General features: G+C 40.8%; 22 protein-coding genes. 19 read left to right on the forward strand and 3 right to left on the reverse strand.

What is annotated here, in order from left to right:
• The 4 genes from LC033_RS17375 to LC033_RS14570 all read left to right on the forward strand — a co-directional run.
• A partial coding sequence (locus tag LC033_RS17375; RefSeq protein ID WP_326065740.1) for an IS3 family transposase occupies nucleotides 1–77 on the forward strand: 77 nt, incomplete at its 5' end.
• Between the two features lie 288 nt (nucleotides 78–365).
• The gene (locus LC033_RS14560) at nucleotides 366–599 is read left to right on the forward strand and encodes a hypothetical protein (protein ID WP_226569610.1); all 234 of its coding nucleotides are present in this window, start codon (nucleotides 366–368) and stop codon (nucleotides 597–599) included.
• A 335-nt stretch (nucleotides 600–934) separates the two neighbouring features.
• Nucleotides 935–1,696, forward strand: a complete 762-nt coding sequence (gene soj / locus LC033_RS14565; RefSeq protein WP_226569612.1) for a sporulation initiation inhibitor protein Soj — start codon at nucleotides 935–937, stop codon at nucleotides 1,694–1,696.
• The gene (locus LC033_RS14570) at nucleotides 1,689–2,543 is read left to right on the forward strand and encodes a ParB/RepB/Spo0J family partition protein (protein ID WP_226569614.1); all 855 of its coding nucleotides are present in this window, start codon (nucleotides 1,689–1,691) and stop codon (nucleotides 2,541–2,543) included. The genes soj and LC033_RS14570 overlap by 8 nt, the downstream gene beginning before the upstream one ends.
• Before the next feature lie 25 nt (nucleotides 2,544–2,568).
• Here LC033_RS14570 and yyaC read toward each other — a convergent pair whose 3' ends face one another.
• Nucleotides 2,569–3,195, reverse strand: a complete 627-nt coding sequence (yyaC, locus tag LC033_RS14575) for a spore protease YyaC (protein WP_226569617.1) — start codon at nucleotides 3,193–3,195, stop codon at nucleotides 2,569–2,571.
• A gap of 72 nt (nucleotides 3,196–3,267) precedes the next feature.
• Between yyaC and LC033_RS14580 the strand changes: the two genes are divergently transcribed.
• From LC033_RS14580 to rsiV, 12 genes are all read left to right on the forward strand, one after another.
• Complete coding sequence (locus tag LC033_RS14580; protein WP_226569619.1) at nucleotides 3,268–4,293, forward strand: YkvI family membrane protein; 1,026 nt, start codon at nucleotides 3,268–3,270, stop codon at nucleotides 4,291–4,293.
• An 802-nt stretch (nucleotides 4,294–5,095) separates the two neighbouring features.
• Nucleotides 5,096–5,302, forward strand: a complete 207-nt coding sequence (locus tag LC033_RS14585) for a DUF951 domain-containing protein (RefSeq protein WP_226569621.1) — start codon at nucleotides 5,096–5,098, stop codon at nucleotides 5,300–5,302.
• A gap of 208 nt (nucleotides 5,303–5,510) precedes the next feature.
• The gene (gene ychF / locus LC033_RS14590; protein ID WP_226569623.1) at nucleotides 5,511–6,611 is read left to right on the forward strand and encodes a redox-regulated ATPase YchF; all 1,101 of its coding nucleotides are present in this window, start codon (nucleotides 5,511–5,513) and stop codon (nucleotides 6,609–6,611) included.
• Between the two features lie 108 nt (nucleotides 6,612–6,719).
• On the forward strand, nucleotides 6,720–7,007 hold the full coding sequence (gene rpsF / locus LC033_RS14595) for a 30S ribosomal protein S6 (RefSeq protein ID WP_024424058.1): 288 nt from the start codon (nucleotides 6,720–6,722) through the stop codon (nucleotides 7,005–7,007).
• A 36-nt stretch (nucleotides 7,008–7,043) separates the two neighbouring features.
• Nucleotides 7,044–7,562: a single-stranded DNA-binding protein SsbA gene (ssbA, locus tag LC033_RS14600; RefSeq protein WP_226569625.1), complete on the forward strand. Its 519-nt coding sequence runs from the start codon at nucleotides 7,044–7,046 to the stop codon at nucleotides 7,560–7,562.
• Between the two features lie 39 nt (nucleotides 7,563–7,601).
• Entirely contained in the window at nucleotides 7,602–7,841 is a 240-nt protein-coding gene (rpsR, locus tag LC033_RS14605; RefSeq protein WP_008359105.1) for a 30S ribosomal protein S18, read from the forward strand.
• Between the two features lie 201 nt (nucleotides 7,842–8,042).
• On the forward strand, nucleotides 8,043–9,008 hold the full coding sequence (locus tag LC033_RS14610) for an ABC transporter ATP-binding protein (RefSeq protein ID WP_226569627.1): 966 nt from the start codon (nucleotides 8,043–8,045) through the stop codon (nucleotides 9,006–9,008).
• Nucleotides 9,001–10,518, forward strand: a complete 1,518-nt coding sequence (locus LC033_RS14615) for an ABC transporter permease/substrate-binding protein (RefSeq protein ID WP_226569629.1) — start codon at nucleotides 9,001–9,003, stop codon at nucleotides 10,516–10,518. Before LC033_RS14610 ends, LC033_RS14615 begins: the two co-directional genes overlap by 8 nt.
• A 189-nt stretch (nucleotides 10,519–10,707) precedes the next feature.
• A complete protein-coding gene (locus tag LC033_RS14620) occupies nucleotides 10,708–11,679 on the forward strand; it encodes a ring-cleaving dioxygenase (RefSeq protein ID WP_226569631.1) in 972 nt (323 codons plus the stop codon).
• Nucleotides 11,679–12,284, forward strand: a complete 606-nt coding sequence (locus LC033_RS14625) for an alpha/beta hydrolase (RefSeq protein ID WP_226569633.1) — start codon at nucleotides 11,679–11,681, stop codon at nucleotides 12,282–12,284. Before LC033_RS14620 ends, LC033_RS14625 begins: the two co-directional genes overlap by 1 nt.
• A 580-nt stretch (nucleotides 12,285–12,864) precedes the next feature.
• Nucleotides 12,865–13,359 carry an RNA polymerase sigma factor SigV gene (sigV, locus tag LC033_RS14630; RefSeq protein ID WP_226569635.1) on the forward strand — a complete coding sequence of 165 codons (495 nt, stop codon included), beginning with the start codon at nucleotides 12,865–12,867 and terminating at the stop codon, nucleotides 13,357–13,359.
• A complete protein-coding gene (gene rsiV, locus LC033_RS14635; protein ID WP_226569638.1) occupies nucleotides 13,360–14,214 on the forward strand; it encodes an anti-sigma-V factor RsiV in 855 nt (284 codons plus the stop codon). It begins immediately after the preceding gene.
• A 224-nt stretch (nucleotides 14,215–14,438) separates the two neighbouring features.
• On the opposite strand, the gene LC033_RS14640 is transcribed toward rsiV, so the two are convergent.
• Nucleotides 14,439–15,365, reverse strand: a complete 927-nt coding sequence (locus tag LC033_RS14640) for a manganese-dependent inorganic pyrophosphatase (protein ID WP_226569640.1) — start codon at nucleotides 15,363–15,365, stop codon at nucleotides 14,439–14,441.
• A gap of 299 nt (nucleotides 15,366–15,664) precedes the next feature.
• Between LC033_RS14640 and LC033_RS14645 the strand changes: the two genes are divergently transcribed.
• Genes LC033_RS14645 through rplI form a run of 3 tightly spaced genes read left to right on the forward strand, consistent with a single transcriptional unit; the run spans nucleotide 15,665 to nucleotide 19,059 of the window.
• Nucleotides 15,665–16,603 (forward strand): YybS family protein, encoded by a 939-nt coding sequence (locus LC033_RS14645; RefSeq protein ID WP_226569642.1) that lies wholly within the window; start codon nucleotides 15,665–15,667, stop codon nucleotides 16,601–16,603.
• 30 nt (nucleotides 16,604–16,633) lie between these two features.
• The gene (locus tag LC033_RS14650) at nucleotides 16,634–18,613 is read left to right on the forward strand and encodes a DHH family phosphoesterase (protein ID WP_226569644.1); all 1,980 of its coding nucleotides are present in this window, start codon (nucleotides 16,634–16,636) and stop codon (nucleotides 18,611–18,613) included.
• Nucleotides 18,610–19,059, forward strand: a complete 450-nt coding sequence (gene rplI, locus LC033_RS14655; RefSeq protein ID WP_226569646.1) for a 50S ribosomal protein L9 — start codon at nucleotides 18,610–18,612, stop codon at nucleotides 19,057–19,059. The genes LC033_RS14650 and rplI overlap by 4 nt, the downstream gene beginning before the upstream one ends.
• 60 nt (nucleotides 19,060–19,119) lie before the next feature.
• Here rplI and LC033_RS17380 read toward each other — a convergent pair.
• Nucleotides 19,120–19,197, reverse strand: a 78-nt coding sequence (locus LC033_RS17380; RefSeq protein WP_326849188.1) for an IS3 family transposase, incomplete at its 5' end; no start/stop codon positions are given.

The raw sequence follows: 19,197 nt of genomic DNA on the forward strand, positions 1-19,197 counted from the left end.
ATTATTATAACAACATTCGTATTCAAACAAAACTAAACAACCAATCACCGATAAACTATCGGCAATTGGCTGTATAAAGGTGTTTTGATCCCTGTCTCAAAAACGGGGGTCAGTCCCGATTCACTCGTCAGCTTTTTTTGTATTTGAATTTAAATACAAAATATCTGAAGATGATTTAAAGAACTATGGTTTACGACAAAACAAACAGGATGAGGTGGTATCTGATGAAAAGCCACATACTGTTCGCCACCTTTTGGGAAAACCATATCCTGGTACCGATATTATATGCTCAAAAAGGGGATATCCTGGTGGTGCCTTGAATGGTTTAATTGGTCATGCTGGTATCGTTATTAACATGAAAAACTATGCCTCCATTCATAGATTTAGACATTATCGATTCCATTCAAAGCTGGTTTCGTCATAGTGCCAATACAAAGGTTATTCGAATCAATCATCAAGAAAAGGAGGATCTAACAGGGGATTGGGCGCACGATGACGTGAAAGACCATCCGAAGGCTCGATTTTCGGACCCGACGTATTATTCAAAGATTGTATGGCAGGCTACGCCAAAACAGGTGACACTGTTGGACATGCGTTAAGGCACCTTATGGATTTTTGAAAAAGAGAAACTATAAAACAGTGACTCCTAAAGTCATTGTGAGTGAAGGTCGTAAAATTGGCGGCTTAAACTTTTAATATGTTTTCTCCTCTCTTCAATGAAGTGAGGTTTTTTTATGCAAAGTCATTTCTGTCTAAAAGATATATCAATATATTTTCCCTGCTTGTTTCCATTCGTCCATTCATGTACGAAAATAGACATTCTCCGACGAATTTATAATGGAGAAACAAAAAAAGCAAACGTTTCAGACTTTTTTTGATAGAATAGAAAGTATGAATGAATGAGAAACTTGTTAAGTTGAAAGTGGGTGACATCGTGGGAAAAATCATAGCGATTACCAACCAGAAGGGTGGCGTTGGAAAGACAACAACTTCTGTTAATTTGGGTGCGTGTTTAGCATACATAGGAAAACGAGTATTGTTAGTTGATATTGATGCGCAGGGCAATGCCACGAGTGGTATTGGGATTGAGAAGGCCGACGTAGAGAAGTGTGTGTACGATATTTTAGTTGATGATGCAGATGTACTTGATGTGATTAAGACGACAGAGGTCGAAAATCTTGATGTCATTCCTGCGACGATACAGCTTGCAGGGGCAGAAATTGAGCTTGTGCCTACGATCTCACGTGAAGTGAGGCTGAAGAGAGCACTTGAATCAGTGAAGCAAAATTATGATTATATGATTATTGACTGCCCGCCATCACTTGGATTACTGACGATTAATGCGTTAACTGCATCCGATTCCGTTTTAATACCGGTTCAGTGTGAATATTATGCGCTTGAAGGATTGAGTCAATTGTTAAACACAGTTCGTCTCGTGCAGAAACATTTAAATACCGACCTTGCCATTGAAGGGGTCTTACTGACGATGCTTGATGCAAGGACAAATCTTGGGATTCAGGTCATTGAAGAAGTGAAGAAATACTTTAGAGATAAAGTCTATCACACCGTTATTCCGAGAAATGTCAGACTCAGCGAAGCGCCTAGTCATGGAAAGCCTATTATCTTGTATGATCCACGATCAAGAGGTGCAGATGTCTATTTAGACTTAGCAAAGGAAGTGGATACGAATGGCTAAAGGTCTTGGGAAGGGTATTAATGCATTATTTAATAACATAGAATCAAATGAAGAAACTGTAGAAGAAATCAAATTAAAGGATTTGCGTCCGAATCCGTATCAGCCAAGGAAAACGTTTGATGACGATGCGTTAGCTGATCTCAAAGCATCAATTCAGCAGCACGGCGTTTTACAGCCGATCATCGTTCGAAAATCGATTAAAGGATATGACATTGTAGCAGGTGAACGCCGTTTTCGAGCAGCAGAACAAGTTGGTCTGGAAACAATTCCTGCGATCGTCAGAGAATTTTCAGAAACGCTGATGAGAGAGATTGCCCTTTTAGAAAACTTACAGCGTGAGGATTTATCTCCATTAGAGGAAGCGGAAGCCTATGCTTCCTTGCTAGATCACTTAAGTGTGACCCAAGAAGAATTAGCGAAACGGTTAGGTAAAAGCAGACCGCATATTGCGAATCATCTTCGCCTTCTAACCTTACCGGAAGAAGTACAAAAGCGGATTGCCGATGGAACGTTATCGATGGGACATGGACGAACTTTGCTTAGCTTGAAAAACAAGAAGAAGCTAGCACCATTGGTAAAGAAAATCGTTGATGAGGGGTTAAATGTACGTCAGGTTGAGAAACTTGTTCAGCAGTTAAACGAAATTGTTCCACGTGAAACAAAGAAAAAAGAAGCACCAAAGGATCGAATGTTGAAAGAAAGAGAGTCTTTCTTACAAAATTACTTTGGTACTTCAGTTACCATTAAGAAACAGAAGAAAAAAGGAAAAATTGAGATTGAATTTCTTTCAAACGAAGATTTAGAAAGAATTCTTGAATTGCTTTCTATGAGAGAATCCTCAGAGTGACCATCTTGATACGAGATGGTCTTTTTTATATTCTCCCAGTGATATTTTGAATAGGGGCAAAGAGAGAGCGGCTTTTTTCTCTCGTCCAATCCATTTGATCAATGTGAGATAGACTTTCAGAAAGTGTATTGGCCATAGACATGACAAGATGGAGCCTTGTGTTTTGGAGAACGAAGTATTCCATAAAACCACTGACGTTGACGATCCCATTGATATGAATATCTCCTACCTGAGGGAGCTCCTTTTGTACACCTGCCCCAGGTTTTAACGGCCCATCTCCAATTTGGAAGGAGCCTACACTTTTCACTCTTCCTAAACAGGCATCAACAGCCACAATAAATGGATGTTGATGAGCTTGTTCAATTTCAGCGAGCTTTTCTTTTAAATTGACGGCATGCACTGGGTTAGAGAGAGTTCCGTATACGTGAAGCTTTTTCAAATTCAGACCTGAAAGCTTTGTTCCAACAAGTGGACCTAGAGAGTCGCCAGTTGAGCGGTCTGTTCCAATACAAACGATGACAACGGGTCTTTTTCCTGCTTTCTGAAGATGCGAGAATAAAATACTTTTAAGATGCTTAATGGCATTTGTATCCGTATGGGACACGTATTCTTTCACCCTATTTCTTAAAAAAAGACCGTTCTTGCTATTCATAGGTCTCACTTCCTTGTCATAGTAGTTAGTAACAGTATACGGAAAGAAGCTTAATTCTATACCTATGAGGTGATGATTGTGTGGAAGGCTGGTTCAAGGTGGACGCTTTTAATTTTAGGAAGCTTAATAGGAGCGGGGTATGCTTCCGGTCAAGAAATTTGGCAGTTTTTTGGTATTGATAGTGGACTAGCCATTCTACTATTTACACTGATGTTTATGCTGTCTACCTATGTGGTGTTGAAAATTAGTTATGAGGTGCGTGCTGATCACTTTGTGCCAGTGCTAGAGCGGCTTGTAGGTCCATGGCTGGCTAAGGTGTATGACATTTTAATTGTCCTTTATCTATTCACGACAACAACGGTCATGATTGCCGGTGGCGGGGTCACACTTGAGATGTATCGTGTTCCATTTTGGGTTGGAATCGGTGCGTTTTGTTTTTTTTCATTTATGATTTTTTTCTGGGATGTAAAAGGGCTCTTATCGGTAAATGCCTTTATTATACCAATTTTGGTGGTGGGGCTCATCTATGCGTTTGTTTTTTATTATATGAATCATGATCATATGTGGAGGATTGATTTTGGGCAGCAGTACAATTGGCCTGCCAGTATTGTCTTTGCTTCTTTGAATATATTATCTGTTGTTGCCGTACTGTCTTCGGTTGGGAAAGAAATGAAGGGGCTGGGAGAAGCCAAAATTGCGAGTATATTAAGCGGTCTAATTTTTGGTGTCCTCTCTTATGTATATAATGAAATACTTGTTGATATTTCTGGGAGTCTTTCAGCAGAAGGAATTCCTTTGTTTACGGTATTAGAAGGGGCGCCGACGTCATTGTTTGTATTTATGACAGTTGTCCTTTGTCTAGCCATTTATACGACAACAGCCGCTGGTTTATTTGGTTTATCGAGCCGAATGCTCTCTTTTGTACGAATTCCTCGCTGGTTGATTGTATTCGTTATGCTTCTTTTGATGGCGCCTTTAACATCTCTTGGATTTGCCGATTTGATTGCTTTCTTGTATCCGATTTATAGTTTGTTAAATCTTTATTTACTCGTCTGTTTAATGCTATACCCAATTTTAAGTAAGAAGATCTTTTTTTGATCAAGAAATTATATTGATAAAATAAGGACCACTCTTCGTAAGAGCAGTGCTTATTTTATCAGAATTGAATCGATGGCATCTTTGATATCCTTATATAAAGGCATTTGCTGAATTGAAGGTGACAGACTGCCCATATAAATATATTTGGACTATCAAAGGTGGTGGCTTTTTTGACAACTGGCTGTTCTGTTGCAATATAAGCACAAATAGTATCGGCAAGGGCTTGTTGGTAGGACGCTATGATGACACACTTGTTCAATGTATTCCTTCCCTTTAAAAAAGGCATGATCTTGATTCCCTGCTAGGGATTTTCTTTCAATGGGATAGACATCATCTGTTTTGCAATGAATGTGCTGCTGTTTGAACATCTTCTGGTGATGAGACCTTCATTTGCTTTGGTAACGGACAGTGAAAAGCGACGATGAATTCATTTGATTGTTTCTGTTGCATCGTTAAACCAAATAATTTATGATGGATTTTTAGAAAATCGTGGACAGTGAGCGTTTGCTAACCTATTTCTATCGTATGGTGCCGTAATTTGTCTTTGTTTCCAGCATGATCGGATATGATTTTATATTCTTTATTGGTTAATCTATCCTTTCGATTGACCATCGTACCTGCTCCCTCATATAACATTTATACAAATATCATAAATTAAAAAATAGGGAAAAACAGTTTAAGTAACTATTGGTCACAAATAAAATGATATAAAAGAAGGATTTTTTCTATAAAAAAGAATAGGATTAACGATCGTTTTTTTGTACAATAGATTCAATAAAGTGAGCAATTGAGGTGAAGGCTGATGGCAGACAAAGCGTTTGGGTTACATGACGTTGTTGAAATGAAAAAACCCCATCCATGTGGTGCCAATCGGTGGAAAGTCATTCGTTTGGGCATGGATATTCGTATTAAATGCGAAGGCTGTGGGCATAGCGTGCTGATCCCAAGAAGAGACTTTGAACGAAAAATGAAGAAAATTCTCGTCAAGCATGAGGAGCCAACTGCTTAAGGTAGGCCTCATGCTTTTTTTGATTAATTGTCTATTATGCAGGAAGCAATTTATCCTTTTATAGCTCTGATTCGCTCTTTTTGGTGATGTTTCTTCTATTGAAAACGCATAATGGTTAACTTGTCTTTTCATGTAAACCTACTTATAATTGCTCTAGGTTCATATTACGCAGTATAACGAGCACGTTTGATATAGAGGAGATGAAAGAATGGCTTTAACAGCTGGTATTGTTGGCTTACCTAACGTCGGGAAGTCAACGCTATTCAATGCAATTACACAGGCTGGGGCGGAGTCTGCTAACTATCCGTTCTGTACCATTGATCCAAACGTCGGAATTGTAGAGGTTCCAGACGATCGTTTACAAAATCTAACAGAATTGGTGCAGCCGAAAAAGACAGTTCCGACTGCTTTTGAATTCACTGATATTGCTGGTATTGTCAAAGGTGCGTCTAAAGGTGAAGGATTAGGGAATAAATTCCTTTCTCACATCCGCCAAGTAGATGCGATCTGTCACGTGGTGAGAGCGTTTGCCGATGATAACATTACACACGTATCAGGCAAGGTTGATCCAGTGTCAGATATTGAAACAATTAATTTAGAACTGATTTTGTCGGATTTAGAAACGGTTGAAAAGCGTTTAACTCGTGTGAGTAAGCTTGCGAAACAAAAAGACAAGGAAGCTGTAGCTGAATTTGATATTTTGTCGAAGCTAAAGGAGGCATTTGAAGCTGGGAAATCTGCAAGATCTGTAGAATTTACAGATGAGCAGCAAAAGCTTGTGAAACAGCTTCATTTACTCACGTCTAAACCAGTTCTTTATGTAGCAAATGTGAGTGAGGATGAAGTAGCAGATCAGGACGGAAACGAATATGTGCAGCAAATTCGTGAGTTTGCATCTGGCGAAAACGCTGAAGTGATCATTGTTTGTGCTAAGATTGAATCTGAAATTGCAGAGCTTGAAGGAGAAGAGAAGCAGATGTTCCTTGAAGAGCTCGGCATCAAAGAATCAGGACTAGATCAGTTGATTAAAGCGTCTTATTCACTTCTAGGCTTAGCTACGTATTTTACAGCAGGTGAGCAAGAGGTACGTGCTTGGACATTTAAAAAAGGAATGAAGGCGCCAGAATGTGCTGGAATCATTCATACGGACTTCGAGCGTGGATTTATTCGTGCTGAAACGGTTGCTTATGAGGATTTACTAGCTGGCGGAAGCATGTCTGCTGCGAAAGAGGCAGGGAAAGTGCGTTTAGAAGGTAAAGATTATGTAGTGAAAGATGGAGACGTCATTCATTTCCGTTTTAACGTATAGGTTCTTGTCATAGGCCAAGTGATTTGTTATAATATACAATTGTGAGTAATATAATTTATTGCTCCTTGCCCGTTTAGGGCCGCTTAGACCAAAAGGAGGTGCAATCAGATGAGAAAGTACGAAGTTATGTACATCATCCGCCCAACAGTTGACGATGAGGCTAAAAAAGCAGTTATCGAGCGTTTCAATAACGTGTTGACTTCTAACGGTGCGGAGATCACTGGAACAAAGGATTGGGGTAAACGTCGTCTTGCATACGAAATCAACGATTTCCGTGACGGTTTCTACCAAATCGTAAACGTTCAATCTGACGCTGCAGCAGTTCAAGAATTTGACCGCTTAGCTAAGATCAGTGACGATATCATTCGCCACATTGTTGTTAAAGAAGAAGTATAAATCATTGAAATATATATTTAAAGGTGGTCTTTTAATATGCTAAACCGTGTTGTATTGGTCGGAAGACTAACAAAAGACCCTGAGCTTCGCTACACGCCTAATGGTGCGGCTGTAGCCACGTTTACTCTAGCTGTGAATCGTACGTTTACGAATCAATCTGGAGAGCGTGAAGCCGATTTCATTAACTGTGTTACTTGGAGGAGACAAGCCGAGAACGTGGCTAATTTCCTGAAAAAAGGAAGTCTTGCCGGTGTAGACGGTCGCTTACAGACGAGAAACTATGAAAATCAGCAAGGACAGCGTGTCTTCGTGACAGAAGTTCAAGCTGAGAGTGTTCAATTTCTTGAGCCTAAAAGCGGCGGCGGTGCTGGTTCAGGTGGATACAGCGGCGGTGGCAATAGCGGAGGCCAGTATTATGGCGGTAGCCAAAACGATCAGAATCCATTTGGCAATCAAAACAATCAAAATCGTAATCAGGGGAATAGCTTCAATGATGACCCATTTGCGAATGACGGTAAACCGATTGACATCTCCGATGATGATTTGCCATTCTAATTGATCTGGATAATGACTAAAGGAAAGGTGTGAAAACAAATGGCAGGTGGACGCAGAGGCGGTCGTGCGAAACGTCGTAAAGTATGTTTCTTTACTTCTAACGGTATCACGCACATCGATTACAAAGATGTTGATCTTCTTAGAAAGTTTGTTTCTGAGCGTGGTAAAATTTTACCTCGTCGTGTAACAGGAACTAGTGCTAAGTATCAACGTAAATTGACTTTAGCGATCAAAAGATCACGTCAAATGGCATTACTTCCATACGTTACTGGTGAGTAAGTCGTTGACTTAAAAGCGAAGAGCCTTGAGCTCTTCGCTTTTTTTTCTATGTCTAACTCTATTTTTGCTAGAGCCGTTTTTGGCGGTTGAACTAGGGGAAGTATGTAAAAGGAGTCAAAGTGACAGTTTGTTCTATACAAATACGAGGTCGATCTGTCATATTGGTAGTCTAGAAAATAATTGCAGTCAGGGCGTGGGAAGATGATTGAATTTAAGAAGGTTTCGATGCGATTTTCTGATGAGCGCTATGCCGTTCAGTCTGTTGATTTGGATATTCAGAAAGGTGAGTTTTTTATATTGATTGGACCTAGTGGAAGCGGGAAAACGACGACATTGAAAATGATCAATCGTCTTATTTCTTCTACAGAAGGTGAGATTTATATAAAGGATCAAAAAGTAAGTGATTATGATATGTATGAGCTGCGCTGGGACATTGGTTATGTTCTTCAACAAATTGCGCTTTTTCCTCATATGACCATAGAAGAAAATATTGCCGTAGTGCCGGAGCTGAAGCATTGGAGCCGGAACGAGACGAGTAAGCGTGTTGATGAACTGATGTTGATGGTGGGGCTTGATCCAGCTATGTATCGACATCGAAAGCCGGCAGAGCTTTCAGGAGGACAGCAGCAGCGGGTCGGTGTTGCACGTGCACTTGCAGCTGATCCTGAGATTGTCCTAATGGATGAACCTTTTAGTGCGCTAGATCCATTGACGAGAGAGAAATTGCAGGATGATCTGCTTGATTTACAGCGTCGTATTCAAAAGACCATCGTTTTTGTGACGCATGATATGCAAGAAGCAATGAAGCTTGGTGATCGGATATGTGTCATGAATGAAGGAAAAGTGGTGCAAATTGGACGCCCAGAGGAATTGGTTCAACATCCAGTCAATGCATTTGTTCGGGAATTTGTCTCAGGGGCTGTTCCCCATGTGGGACATCAGGCATTTGAACTAGAAACTCTGGCTCAACCAATGACTCAAGAATCTCTTTTGGGCTATGATGCGGTCTCAGCATATGCCACGCTGGACGATGTACTGTTTCAATTGGCAGAGCATGAGGAATTGGCTATTGAGAAGGATGGGGAGCGGATTGGAATAGTGAATCGGCAAGCAGTGATTCAGTTTTTAGCTGGTTCTCTTGCGGAGAGGAGTGACTCACATGAATGATTGGACAAGTGTGTTATGGGCCCGAAAGGAACAATTGGGTCACGCTTTACTTGAGCATATTCAAATTTCCTTTATTGCTTTATTTTTAGCGATTTTGATTGCGATTCCATTAGGCATTTTATTAACGAGGGTTCCAAAGTTAGCAGAGTGGGTGATTGGGGTGACGGCTGTCTTACAAACGATTCCGTCTCTGGCTCTGCTTGGGCTACTGATTCCTCTCGTTGGGATCGGTCAAGTACCTGCCATTATTGCCCTTGTGGTCTATGCCTTACTTCCTATTTTAAGAAATACATATACAGGCATTCATGAGGTCGATCCTTCCCTTCGAGAAGCGGCTCTAGCCATGGGAATGAATCATCGCAAACGTTTATTAAAGGTGGAACTGCCTCTAGCCATGCCAGTAATCATGGCAGGTATCCGAACGGGGATGGTTCTCATTGTGGGGACAGCCACTCTTGCAGCTCTTATCGGGGCTGGCGGTTTAGGGAGTCTGATTCTGCTAGGAATTGATCGAAATGATATGTCGTTGATCGTCATTGGCGCCATCCCAGCCGCCTTACTTGCGCTCTTATTTGATGTGGTGCTGCGAACATTTGAGAAAATACCCTTTAAAAAGACCGTGATCTCTGTGACTGTCTTTGCCGTGATGGCAGGAGCGGTTGTCGCTGCTCCCTTGCTGTTTCAACAAGAAAAGAGACAAATTACCATTGGTGGGAAATTAGGATCAGAGCCTGAAATTTTGATCTCTATGTATAAGCTTTTAATTGAGCAGGATACGGATATTCAAGTCAATCTTAAGCCCGGTCTTGGTAAGACGTCCTTTGTTTTTCAAGCGCTGCGATCTGGTGACATTGACATTTACCCTGAGTTTACGGGTACAGCGATTTCTGAGTTCCTTAAAGAAATAACGAAAAGCACAGATAAAGAAAAAGTGTATGAGCAGGCGCGGCGTGGCTTGGAGGCATCATTTGAGCTCCGTCTTCTCCAGCCGATGGCTTATAACAATACGTATGCTTTAGCCGTGCCTCAGTCACTGGCTGATCAATATGAGTTATCAAAGATTTCAGATCTAGGTAAGATCAAGAATCGTATAAATGCTGGATTTACCTTAGAATTCTCTGATCGTCAGGATGGATATCAAGGCATTCAAAAGACTTATCAGTTTTCCTTTGACGATGTGGTGACGATGGAACCTAAGCTTCGGTATCGGGCGATTAAAAAAGGGAATATTAATTTGGTTGATGCGTATTCAACAGATAGCGAGTTGAGACAATACAAATTAAAGGTGCTTGATGATGACAAGCATGTTTTTCCGCCATATCAAGGAGCGCCGCTGTTAAGGCAAGAGACGTTAACAGAGTTTCCTGAGATTGAGGCCTCACTCAACAAGCTGGCTGGTCAAATCAAAGACGATGAGATGAGAGAAATGAATTATGAAGTCAATGTGAATGGAAAAGATGCTTTTCTGGTGGCGAAAGCCTATTTAGAAAAGAACAAGCTGCTACAATAATCAAGAAAAAGCAGGTCCGCCATGTGCCAAAAGGGCCTGCTTTTTTAAAAGGAAAAACAAAAATCATTGACATTTATTTAAACACATTTTATTCTTAATTCGAAATGAATATATTTTTTAATTTAATATCTCGAATTCAAGATATTAAAAGACGTCAACAAAGACATAATGAATAGAGCTTGTTACTTCATGATTAGGAGGTCATTAGGAGTGAAAAAAACAGAAGGAATTCACCATATTACAGCGATAGTTGGTCATCCTCAGGAGAACGTTGATTTTTATGCCGGTGTATTGGGACTTCGTCTCGTTAAGAAGACCGTAAATTTTGATGATCCAGGCACATATCATTTATATTTTGGGAATGAAGGGGGCTCTCCAGGTACTATTATGACATTTTTTCCTTGGCCAGGTGCCCAAAAGGGTCAAATTGGCGCAGGCCAAGTTGGCGTGACCACATACGTTGTCCCGACAGGCGCTTTCTCTTTCTGGAAGGAACGTCTGAAGCAGTTTGATATTGCTTATGATACCAATGAACGCTTTGGTGATGCCTTTCTTTCATTTGAAGATCCACACGGCCTATTGATTGAGCTAGTAGAGCGGGATGAAGGAAAGCAAAATGAGTGGACATTTAACGGTGTCACACCCGATGTAGCGATTAAAGGGTTTGGCGGAGCTGTTTTATTAACATCACAGCCGGAGCAAACGATGCAGCTGTTAGAGAAAACGATGGGACTTGAACGAGTTGGAGCAGAAGAGGACTATGTGCGATTCCGTTCGTTCGGTGATATTGGCAATGTGATTGATGTGAAAGTGACACCTGTTGCACGAGGACGGATAGGTGTTGGGGTTGTACATCATGTTGCATGGAGAGCAACTGATGATCATGATCTATTAGATTGGCAAAGACATATTGTGCAAAGCGGGTATCAGGTAACACCTGTGCAAGACCGAAATTACTTCAATGCCATTTATTTCAGAGAGCTTGGCGGTATATTATTTGAGCTTGCGACTGATCTTCCGGGGTTTGCACACGATGAATCAGTGGAAACGATGGGTGCAGCGTTGAAGCTGCCACCGCAATATGAGGCGCAGCGAAGTCAGATTGAACAAATTGTGCTACCAATTGAGGTGAGAGTAATCAAAGGGAAAGGAGATTCATGATGAAGCACCTTTTTCGAAAAGGAAAGAATGAACAAAGACCTGTCCTTTTATTACTGCATGGTACTAGCGGGACAGAACTTGATTTATTGCCGCTTGCGGAGGTGGTAGATTCGGGCGCATCTGTGCTCAGCGTGAGAGGAAATGTGTTAGAGAAAGGCATGCCGCGTTTTTTCAGGCGTTTGGCAGAGGGTGTATTTGATGAACAAGATTTAATTGAGCGAACAAAGGAACTATATACATTTATAGGTGAAGCAGCAGATGGATATGGGTTTGATCGTGACAACGTTGTAGCCATCGGATATTCAAACGGGGCGAACATTGCTGGAAGTCTGCTATTCCATTATGAAGATGCACTGAAAGGGGCGATCCTGCATCACCCGATGGTGCCAAGACGCGGGGTTTCATTGCCTTCATTAGCGAGGAAACAAGTCTTTATAGCAGCTGGTGAAAATGACCCAATGTGCAAACCAGAGGAATCACAGGAGTTGGAGCAATTGCTGCAAGACGCAGGCGCTTCGGTCACGCTTCATTGGGGAAATCATGGACATCAGCTAACGAGAGAAGAAGTAGATGCTGCGGCTTTATGGTATCATCGTCAATTTTAAATGAGGTAGGGAATACAGGTGGTTTTTTAGAGAAGCTGTTTGGGCAAACCAAACAAAAGGAGATGGAGCAAATGGAACATGTAAAACTAGTGATTATTTCAAACAACCGATTGTTTCGATAGATGAACCATTATTTGAGCTGATTTGTGAGTAAAAAGGTCCTCTTCAGCTTCTGTTTTCAAACCCAGATACAGTGGAAGGAAAGATGAACCGGCTTTACTCGTATGCAAAAGAGCGAGGGAAACAGGTTGAGGCAGATACTGTTGTGCTTATGATGGTTGTATCAAAGAGCAGCTAAAAAGATGTATGGAGCAAAAGATTGGAGCGTGATGCAGGGCTGCACAGCAGGTTGAACGGGAGACGGCATCTCCATCAATTATTCACTTTTCTAAAACAATTTGTTCATCAAAAAATTACCGCTTTGAATGAGTGAGCCAGTCAAGTTGGCTCTTTGTATAGAAACGTAAATGCGATGAGATGTTAAAAAAATAATCGAGCGCAAACTATTTTGAACAGGCGCGCGTCTATCCAATGTAAGAAATAACAGATGCGCATTTAAGATAAAGGAGCTCTTTGTAAAATGAAGAAACGAAAGATTGATGATCAATTTGCGGATTACGTAATGGAGCATAAACACAGTTTTTATCGATTGTCCTATAGCTATGTCAAAAACCCAGAAGATGCCATGGATGTGGTTCAAGATGCGATTCATAAAGCACTCAAATCTGTACATCGACTAGAGGATGAAAGCAAGATGCATAGTTGGTTTTATAAAATTGTGGTGAACGTTGCCCTAGACTTTTTACGAAAGAAGAAGCGGGTGCAGGTGACAGATGATGACACACTTGAATTCTTATCAAAGGGTGAATCCGATGTCTATGAGGATCAGGATGTTAGACGGGCCATAGAGGATTTGCCTGAGATGTACCGGGTCATCATTATATTGCGATTCTTTGAAGATTTAAAGCTTGAGGACATCGCTCATATTCTCGAAGAAAATGAAAACACCATTAAAACAAGATTATATAAAGCGTTGCGATTTTTAAAAGTAGAATTATCGCAGGAGGAAATATAAATGGATAAGCATTTGGAACAGTTAAAAGAGGAATATTTAGAAATTCCTATTCCACCGGAATATGATGCCATGGTTGAACGGACGTTAAAACGAAAAAATAAAAAACCGCACTTCAAACAGTGGACGACTGGAATTGTCGCTGTGGCTGCTCTGTTTGTGACCACTGTCAACGTCAGTCCACAGGCAGCAAGAGCAATTTCAGAGGTACCTGTCATTGGTGAGCTTGTGAAGGTCGTGACTTTCACAGAATTTAAGAAAAGCGATCAGGGAACGAATATTGATCTGAAAACACCACACGTGTCAGGGCTTGGTGACGAAAAATTAGAAAACAGCCTCAATCAAAAATATTTAGCTGAGAATAAAAAGCTGTATCAAGATTTTGAAAAGGGAACAAAGGGCTACAAAAATGGCCATTTAAGTGTTGAGAGTGGGTATGAAGTAAGAACGAACAATGATCAAATTCTCTCAATAGGTCGATACAAGGTGACAACTCAGGCTTCAGCGGCAGAAGAAATGACGTACGATACGGTTGATAAGAAAAATCATGTGCTCATCACACTACCAAGCTTGTTTAAGGATGACCGTTATATTGATGTAATTAGTGAAAACATTAAAGAGCAGATGAAAAAACAGATGAAAGAGGATTCAAATAAGATTTATTGGATTGGCAAAGATGAAATGGATCCATTTAAAAAGATTCAGCAAGATCAAAGCTTCTATATCAATTCCAAAGGCAAGCTCGTGATTTCCTTTAATGAATATGATGTGGCACCTGGCTACATGGGTGTTGTTGAATTCACGATACCAACAAGTGCTCTAAAGGATATTCTCGTCAGTGATGTATATATTCATTAAAAAGGAGCGTTCTGAAAGGAGCGCTTCAGCGTGTAGACAAAGCCTCGCATTGGGTGTCATTTCTGCGTGCCGGTGCTCACGAATCTCAAATTCGCTCCGCTTCGGTAATCGTCCTTCCTAGACTTCAAAGGTTTTCTATCAAACTTGAAATTTTAGCCCTTTGTCAACAATCTGAAGACATACAAAAAAGACTGCTGAACTCGTCAGCAGTCTTGTCGTGTGGATTAAGAAAGAGCGTTCGTTAGTGCAGGCACGACTTGTTTCTTTCTTGATACGACACCTTTTAATAATGCTGTGTTGTTTTTAAGTGTTACGTTAAATGCTTTTTCTACTTTTGCTGCTTCAGCACCAAGTGCAAGAGCAAGAGAATCATTTTCTAAGATGTCTGTGATCACAAGAACAAATAGATCAAGATCTTTCCCTGCAATGACTTCATTGATTTTGGCTTCAATTCCCGTTTGTCTTGCTGTCACTTCAGCGATATCTACTGTATTGACTTGAGCAATTTCAACTTTGCTGTTTCCTAGTGCAAATTCTTTTGCATCAAGTGTAATTAATTCTTGAACAGTTTTTTGACTTAGATCAGCGCCAGCTTTTAGCATGTCTAGGCCGTATACTTGTGGATCTACCCCTGCAATTTTTGCTACCTCATGCGCAGCATCAATGTCTTGCTGTGTGCATGTTGGGGATTTAAATAGTAAGGAATCAGAAATGATTGCAGATAAAAGCAGCCCAGCGATTTCTTTTTCAATGGTGATTTGGTTCTCTTTGTACATTTTGTTTAGGATCGTTGCTGTACAACCAACTGGCTCAGCACGATAGTAAAGAGGTTCACTTGTTTCAAAGTTGGCAATACGGTGATGGTCAATGACCTCGGTCACTTGTACTTGATCAATATCGCTTACACTTTGCTGGAATTCGTTATGATCAACAAGAATGACTTGCTTTGTTTCGTTTGCAGCCGTTTCAATGAAACGAGGTGGTTCTTGTTTAAAGAAATCTAATGCGTATTGTGTTTCTCCATTGATTTCTCCAAGTCTGACAGCTTCTGCCTCAACGCCAATTTTGTTTTTCAGATCAGCGTAAGCAATCGCAGAGCAAATTGTGTCTGTGTCAGGGTTTTTGTGTCCAAATATGAGTGTTTTTCCCATGTGAATTCTCCTTCTTACATTTATTAATGATGTTTCTATTCTAACAGCTTTTGATCTTGAATTCAGGGTTTATAGCTAAGATTAATCTAAAAAATTGTCATATGCTGTTTAAAAACGTTCATTCAAATTCATATCGGTGTTCCACGTGGAACGTTCTCAGGATAGCCGCATTTTACTTGGGATTTGCCGCTATGGTAAAATAAAGGTTGGAGCAAGACATGATGAAGCTTACATAGTGCGTATACATAGAAGTACACATTGAGCAAGATATAGAAAAATGGTTGGATAGAGGTGAAGGTGTGAAACAAACAAAAGGGTTAGTAGAAGGCGCTATCATGATCAGTATTTTTTCGGTCATGACACTGTTTTATTTGTATGTGCCACTATTATCCATTATTTTCTTTCTGGCTGCTCCGATTCCGATCATTCTCTATACAATCAGGCAAGGATTGAAAAAAGGAATTGCTGCTGGCGCTATTGGCATAGTGATCAGCTTTTTAATTGGTTCTATTGCGGGATTGATGAGTGCACCAATGCTGATTGCTGTCGGATTAGGCATGGGCGTTTTCTACAGCAAGAGGCAGCCGGGAAATGCGGTCATTACAGGTGGGCTGATCTATTTATTCAGTTTCCTCATCTACTTTGTCGTCAGTGTTCAGCTTTTTCAGGTAGATATACTTGGTATCGCTAAAGAGTCAATTGAGCAAATGATTCCGATGGTAGAGAGCGTATTAAAGCAATCCGGCGCTTCTGAACAGGACATTGCGAAACAACTGAAGCAGTTGAGAGAGATTCAGGATACGGCATTGAGTGCTTTACCTGTAGCGCTATTGATTGGTGTTACGCTGATCGCTTTAGTGAATCACTGGATCGTGCGTCCCCTGATTAAACGGTTTGTCAAAGACATGCCGAACCTTAAGAAATTTAAGGATATGCGGATGCCCAAAAGCATGGTATGGTATTATTTACTCACACTGCTTTTGATGCTGATTCAGACGGAAAAAGGCAGCTTTTTATGGCTTGTTCAAACGAGTGCGTTTCAAATTTTATTTATATTGGTGCTTATTCAGGGCTTTTCTTTTATCTTCTATTATTGCCACGAAAAAAACATCTCAAAAGTGGTACCCATTTTTGCTATCGTGTTGACGATTCTCTATCCGCAAGTCGGTGTGATTGTGCGTATTATAGGAATTGTCGACATAGGCTTTGATTTAAGAGATAAAGTAAAGAATAAATAATTCACTCTGAATGTTGAGGAGTTGATATCAGTGCCAAGCTTCTATAGAAAACCTGTCATCAAGTATCCGATCTTCGCGTTAATTGTCCTTGCGGTGGTCACAGTCCTCCTCAACCTTTATTTTAATTGGATCATAGGAGCGGTTGGTCTTTTAGTACTTGCAGGTGTACTCTACTTCTTAAAGTGGGCAGATACGCAAGTGCAAAAAGAGATTGATTCATATATTTCAACATTATCCTATCGAGTCAAAAAGGTTGGAGAAGAAGCATTAATGGAGATGCCAATTGGGATTATGCTGTTTAATGACCAGTATTATATCGAATGGACAAATCCATTTCTCTCTTCGTGCTTTCATGAAAGTACACTTGTCGGCAGATCCTTGTACGATACATTTGAGTCCATTGTGCCTCTTATTAAACAGGAGGTCGAGACAGAAAATGTGACGCTGAATGATCGGAAATTCAAGGTGATTATTAAGCGGTCAGAGCGTCTTTTATACTTCTTTGATGTAACCGAACAGGTACAGATTGAGAGGCAGTATAAGAATGAACGAACGGTGTTATCGTATATTTTTTTAGACAATTATGACGATGTCACGCAAGGCCTTGATGACCAAGTGCGCAGTGCCATTTATAGTGAAGTAACGTCACTGTTAAACAATTGGGCGCAAGAATATGGTATTTTCCTGAAGAGAATTTCGTCTGAACGCTTTATTGCGGTATTAAATGAGAGCATCCTAGCAGAGCTTGAAGCCTCAAAGTTCTCCATTTTAGACGAGGTTCGTGAGAAAACAGGGGCACATAGCGCGACGCTTACCCTTAGTATCGGAATTGGTGCGTCTGTTCCATCTCTCAAAGAGCTTGGAGCACTTGCGCAATCGAGTCTTGACCTTGCCCTCGGACGAGGCGGAGATCAGGTTGCCATTAAACAGCCGAATGGGAAAGTGAAATTCTACGGCGGGAAAACCAATCCAATGGAAAAACGGACACGAGTACGCGCAAGGGTCATTTCTCATGCATTAAAAGAAATAGTATCTGAAAGTGGTAATGTGATGATCATGGGGCATAAGTTCCCAGATATGGACTCAATCGGTGCTTCGATCGGTATTTTAAAGGTTGCACAGGCTAATGGGAAAGAAGGCTATATTGTCATTGATGCTAACCAGATTGGGGACAGTGTTCAACGCTTAATTAGTGAAATTAAGAATTATGGAGAGCTTTGGTCACGTTTTATCACGCCAGAAGAAGCGATGGAGCTGGGAAAGGATGACACATTGCTTGTGGTCGTCGATACACATAAACCGTCTCTCGTCATGGAAGAACGACTGCTGAATAAAATTGAAAACGTCGTTGTCATTGACCATCATAGACGAGGTGAGGAATTTATCCGTGATCCTTTACTTGTCTATATGGAGCCGTATGCTTCATCCACCGCAGAGCTTGTCACAGAGCTATTAGAGTATCAGCCGAAGAAACTGCGCATCAATATGATTGAAGCCACTGCACTTCTTGCTGGAATCATTGTTGATACAAAGAGCTTCTCACTGAGAACGGGATCAAGAACGTTCGATGCGGCATCCTACCTTCGTGCGAAGGGAGCAGATCCTGTCCTTGTGCAAAAGTTCTTAAAAGAGACAGTCGATCATTACATCAAACGGGCAAAACTTATTCAGCATACAGAGCTGTATCAAAACCAGATAGCGATCGCTTCTTTGCCGTCTGACAGTTCTGAGTATTATGATCAAATTACGATTGCACAGACTGCTGATTCCCTTTTGTCGATGAGTGAGGTGGAAGCGTCATTTGCCGTCGCTAGACGAGATGACGACACTGTCTGCATTAGTGCCAGATCCTTAGGGGATGTCAACGTTCAAATTATCATGGAGGCATTAGACGGTGGCGGTCATTTAACTAACGCTGCAACCCAAATGTATGGTATAACCATTGAAGAAGCGGTAGAGAGGTTAAAAGCTGCGATAGACGAATATTTCGAAGGAGGGGTTCAAAGATGAAAGTGATCTTTCTAAAAGACGTAAAAGGCAAAGGGAAAAAAGGAGAAGTCAAGAATGTAGCTGATGGATACGCTCACAACTTTCTGATCAAACAAGGGTTAGCTGTTGAAGCAAATGCAACGAACCTAAGTGCATTGGAAGGGCAGAAAAACAAAGAGAAAAAGAATGCCATCCAAGAGCTTGAAAAAGCGAAACAACTAAAAGAAACACTTGAGACCTTAACAGTGGAACTCACTGCAAAATCAGGTGAAGGCGGCCGTCTGTTTGGATCCATTACAAGCAAACAAATCGCTGATAAATTACAAAAAGAGCATCAAATCAAACTTGATAAACGTAAAATCGAGCTGAATGATGCCATCCGTGCCCTAGGATACACGAATGTGCCTGTGAAAATTAATCCAGAAGTACAAGCTACATTAAAGGTACACGTTACAGAACAAGCCTAAACAAAAAGAACCCGTCTCACGGGACTGACCCCCGTTTTTGAGACAGGGATCAAAACACCTTTATACAGCCAATTGCCGATAGTTTATCGGTGATTGGTTGTTTAGTTTTGTTTGAATACGAATGTTGTTATAATAATA

The sequence above is a fragment of the Bacillus stratosphericus genome, assembly GCF_020524495.1.
Taxonomy (GTDB): domain Bacteria; phylum Bacillota; class Bacilli; order Bacillales; family Bacillaceae; genus Bacillus; species Bacillus stratosphericus_B.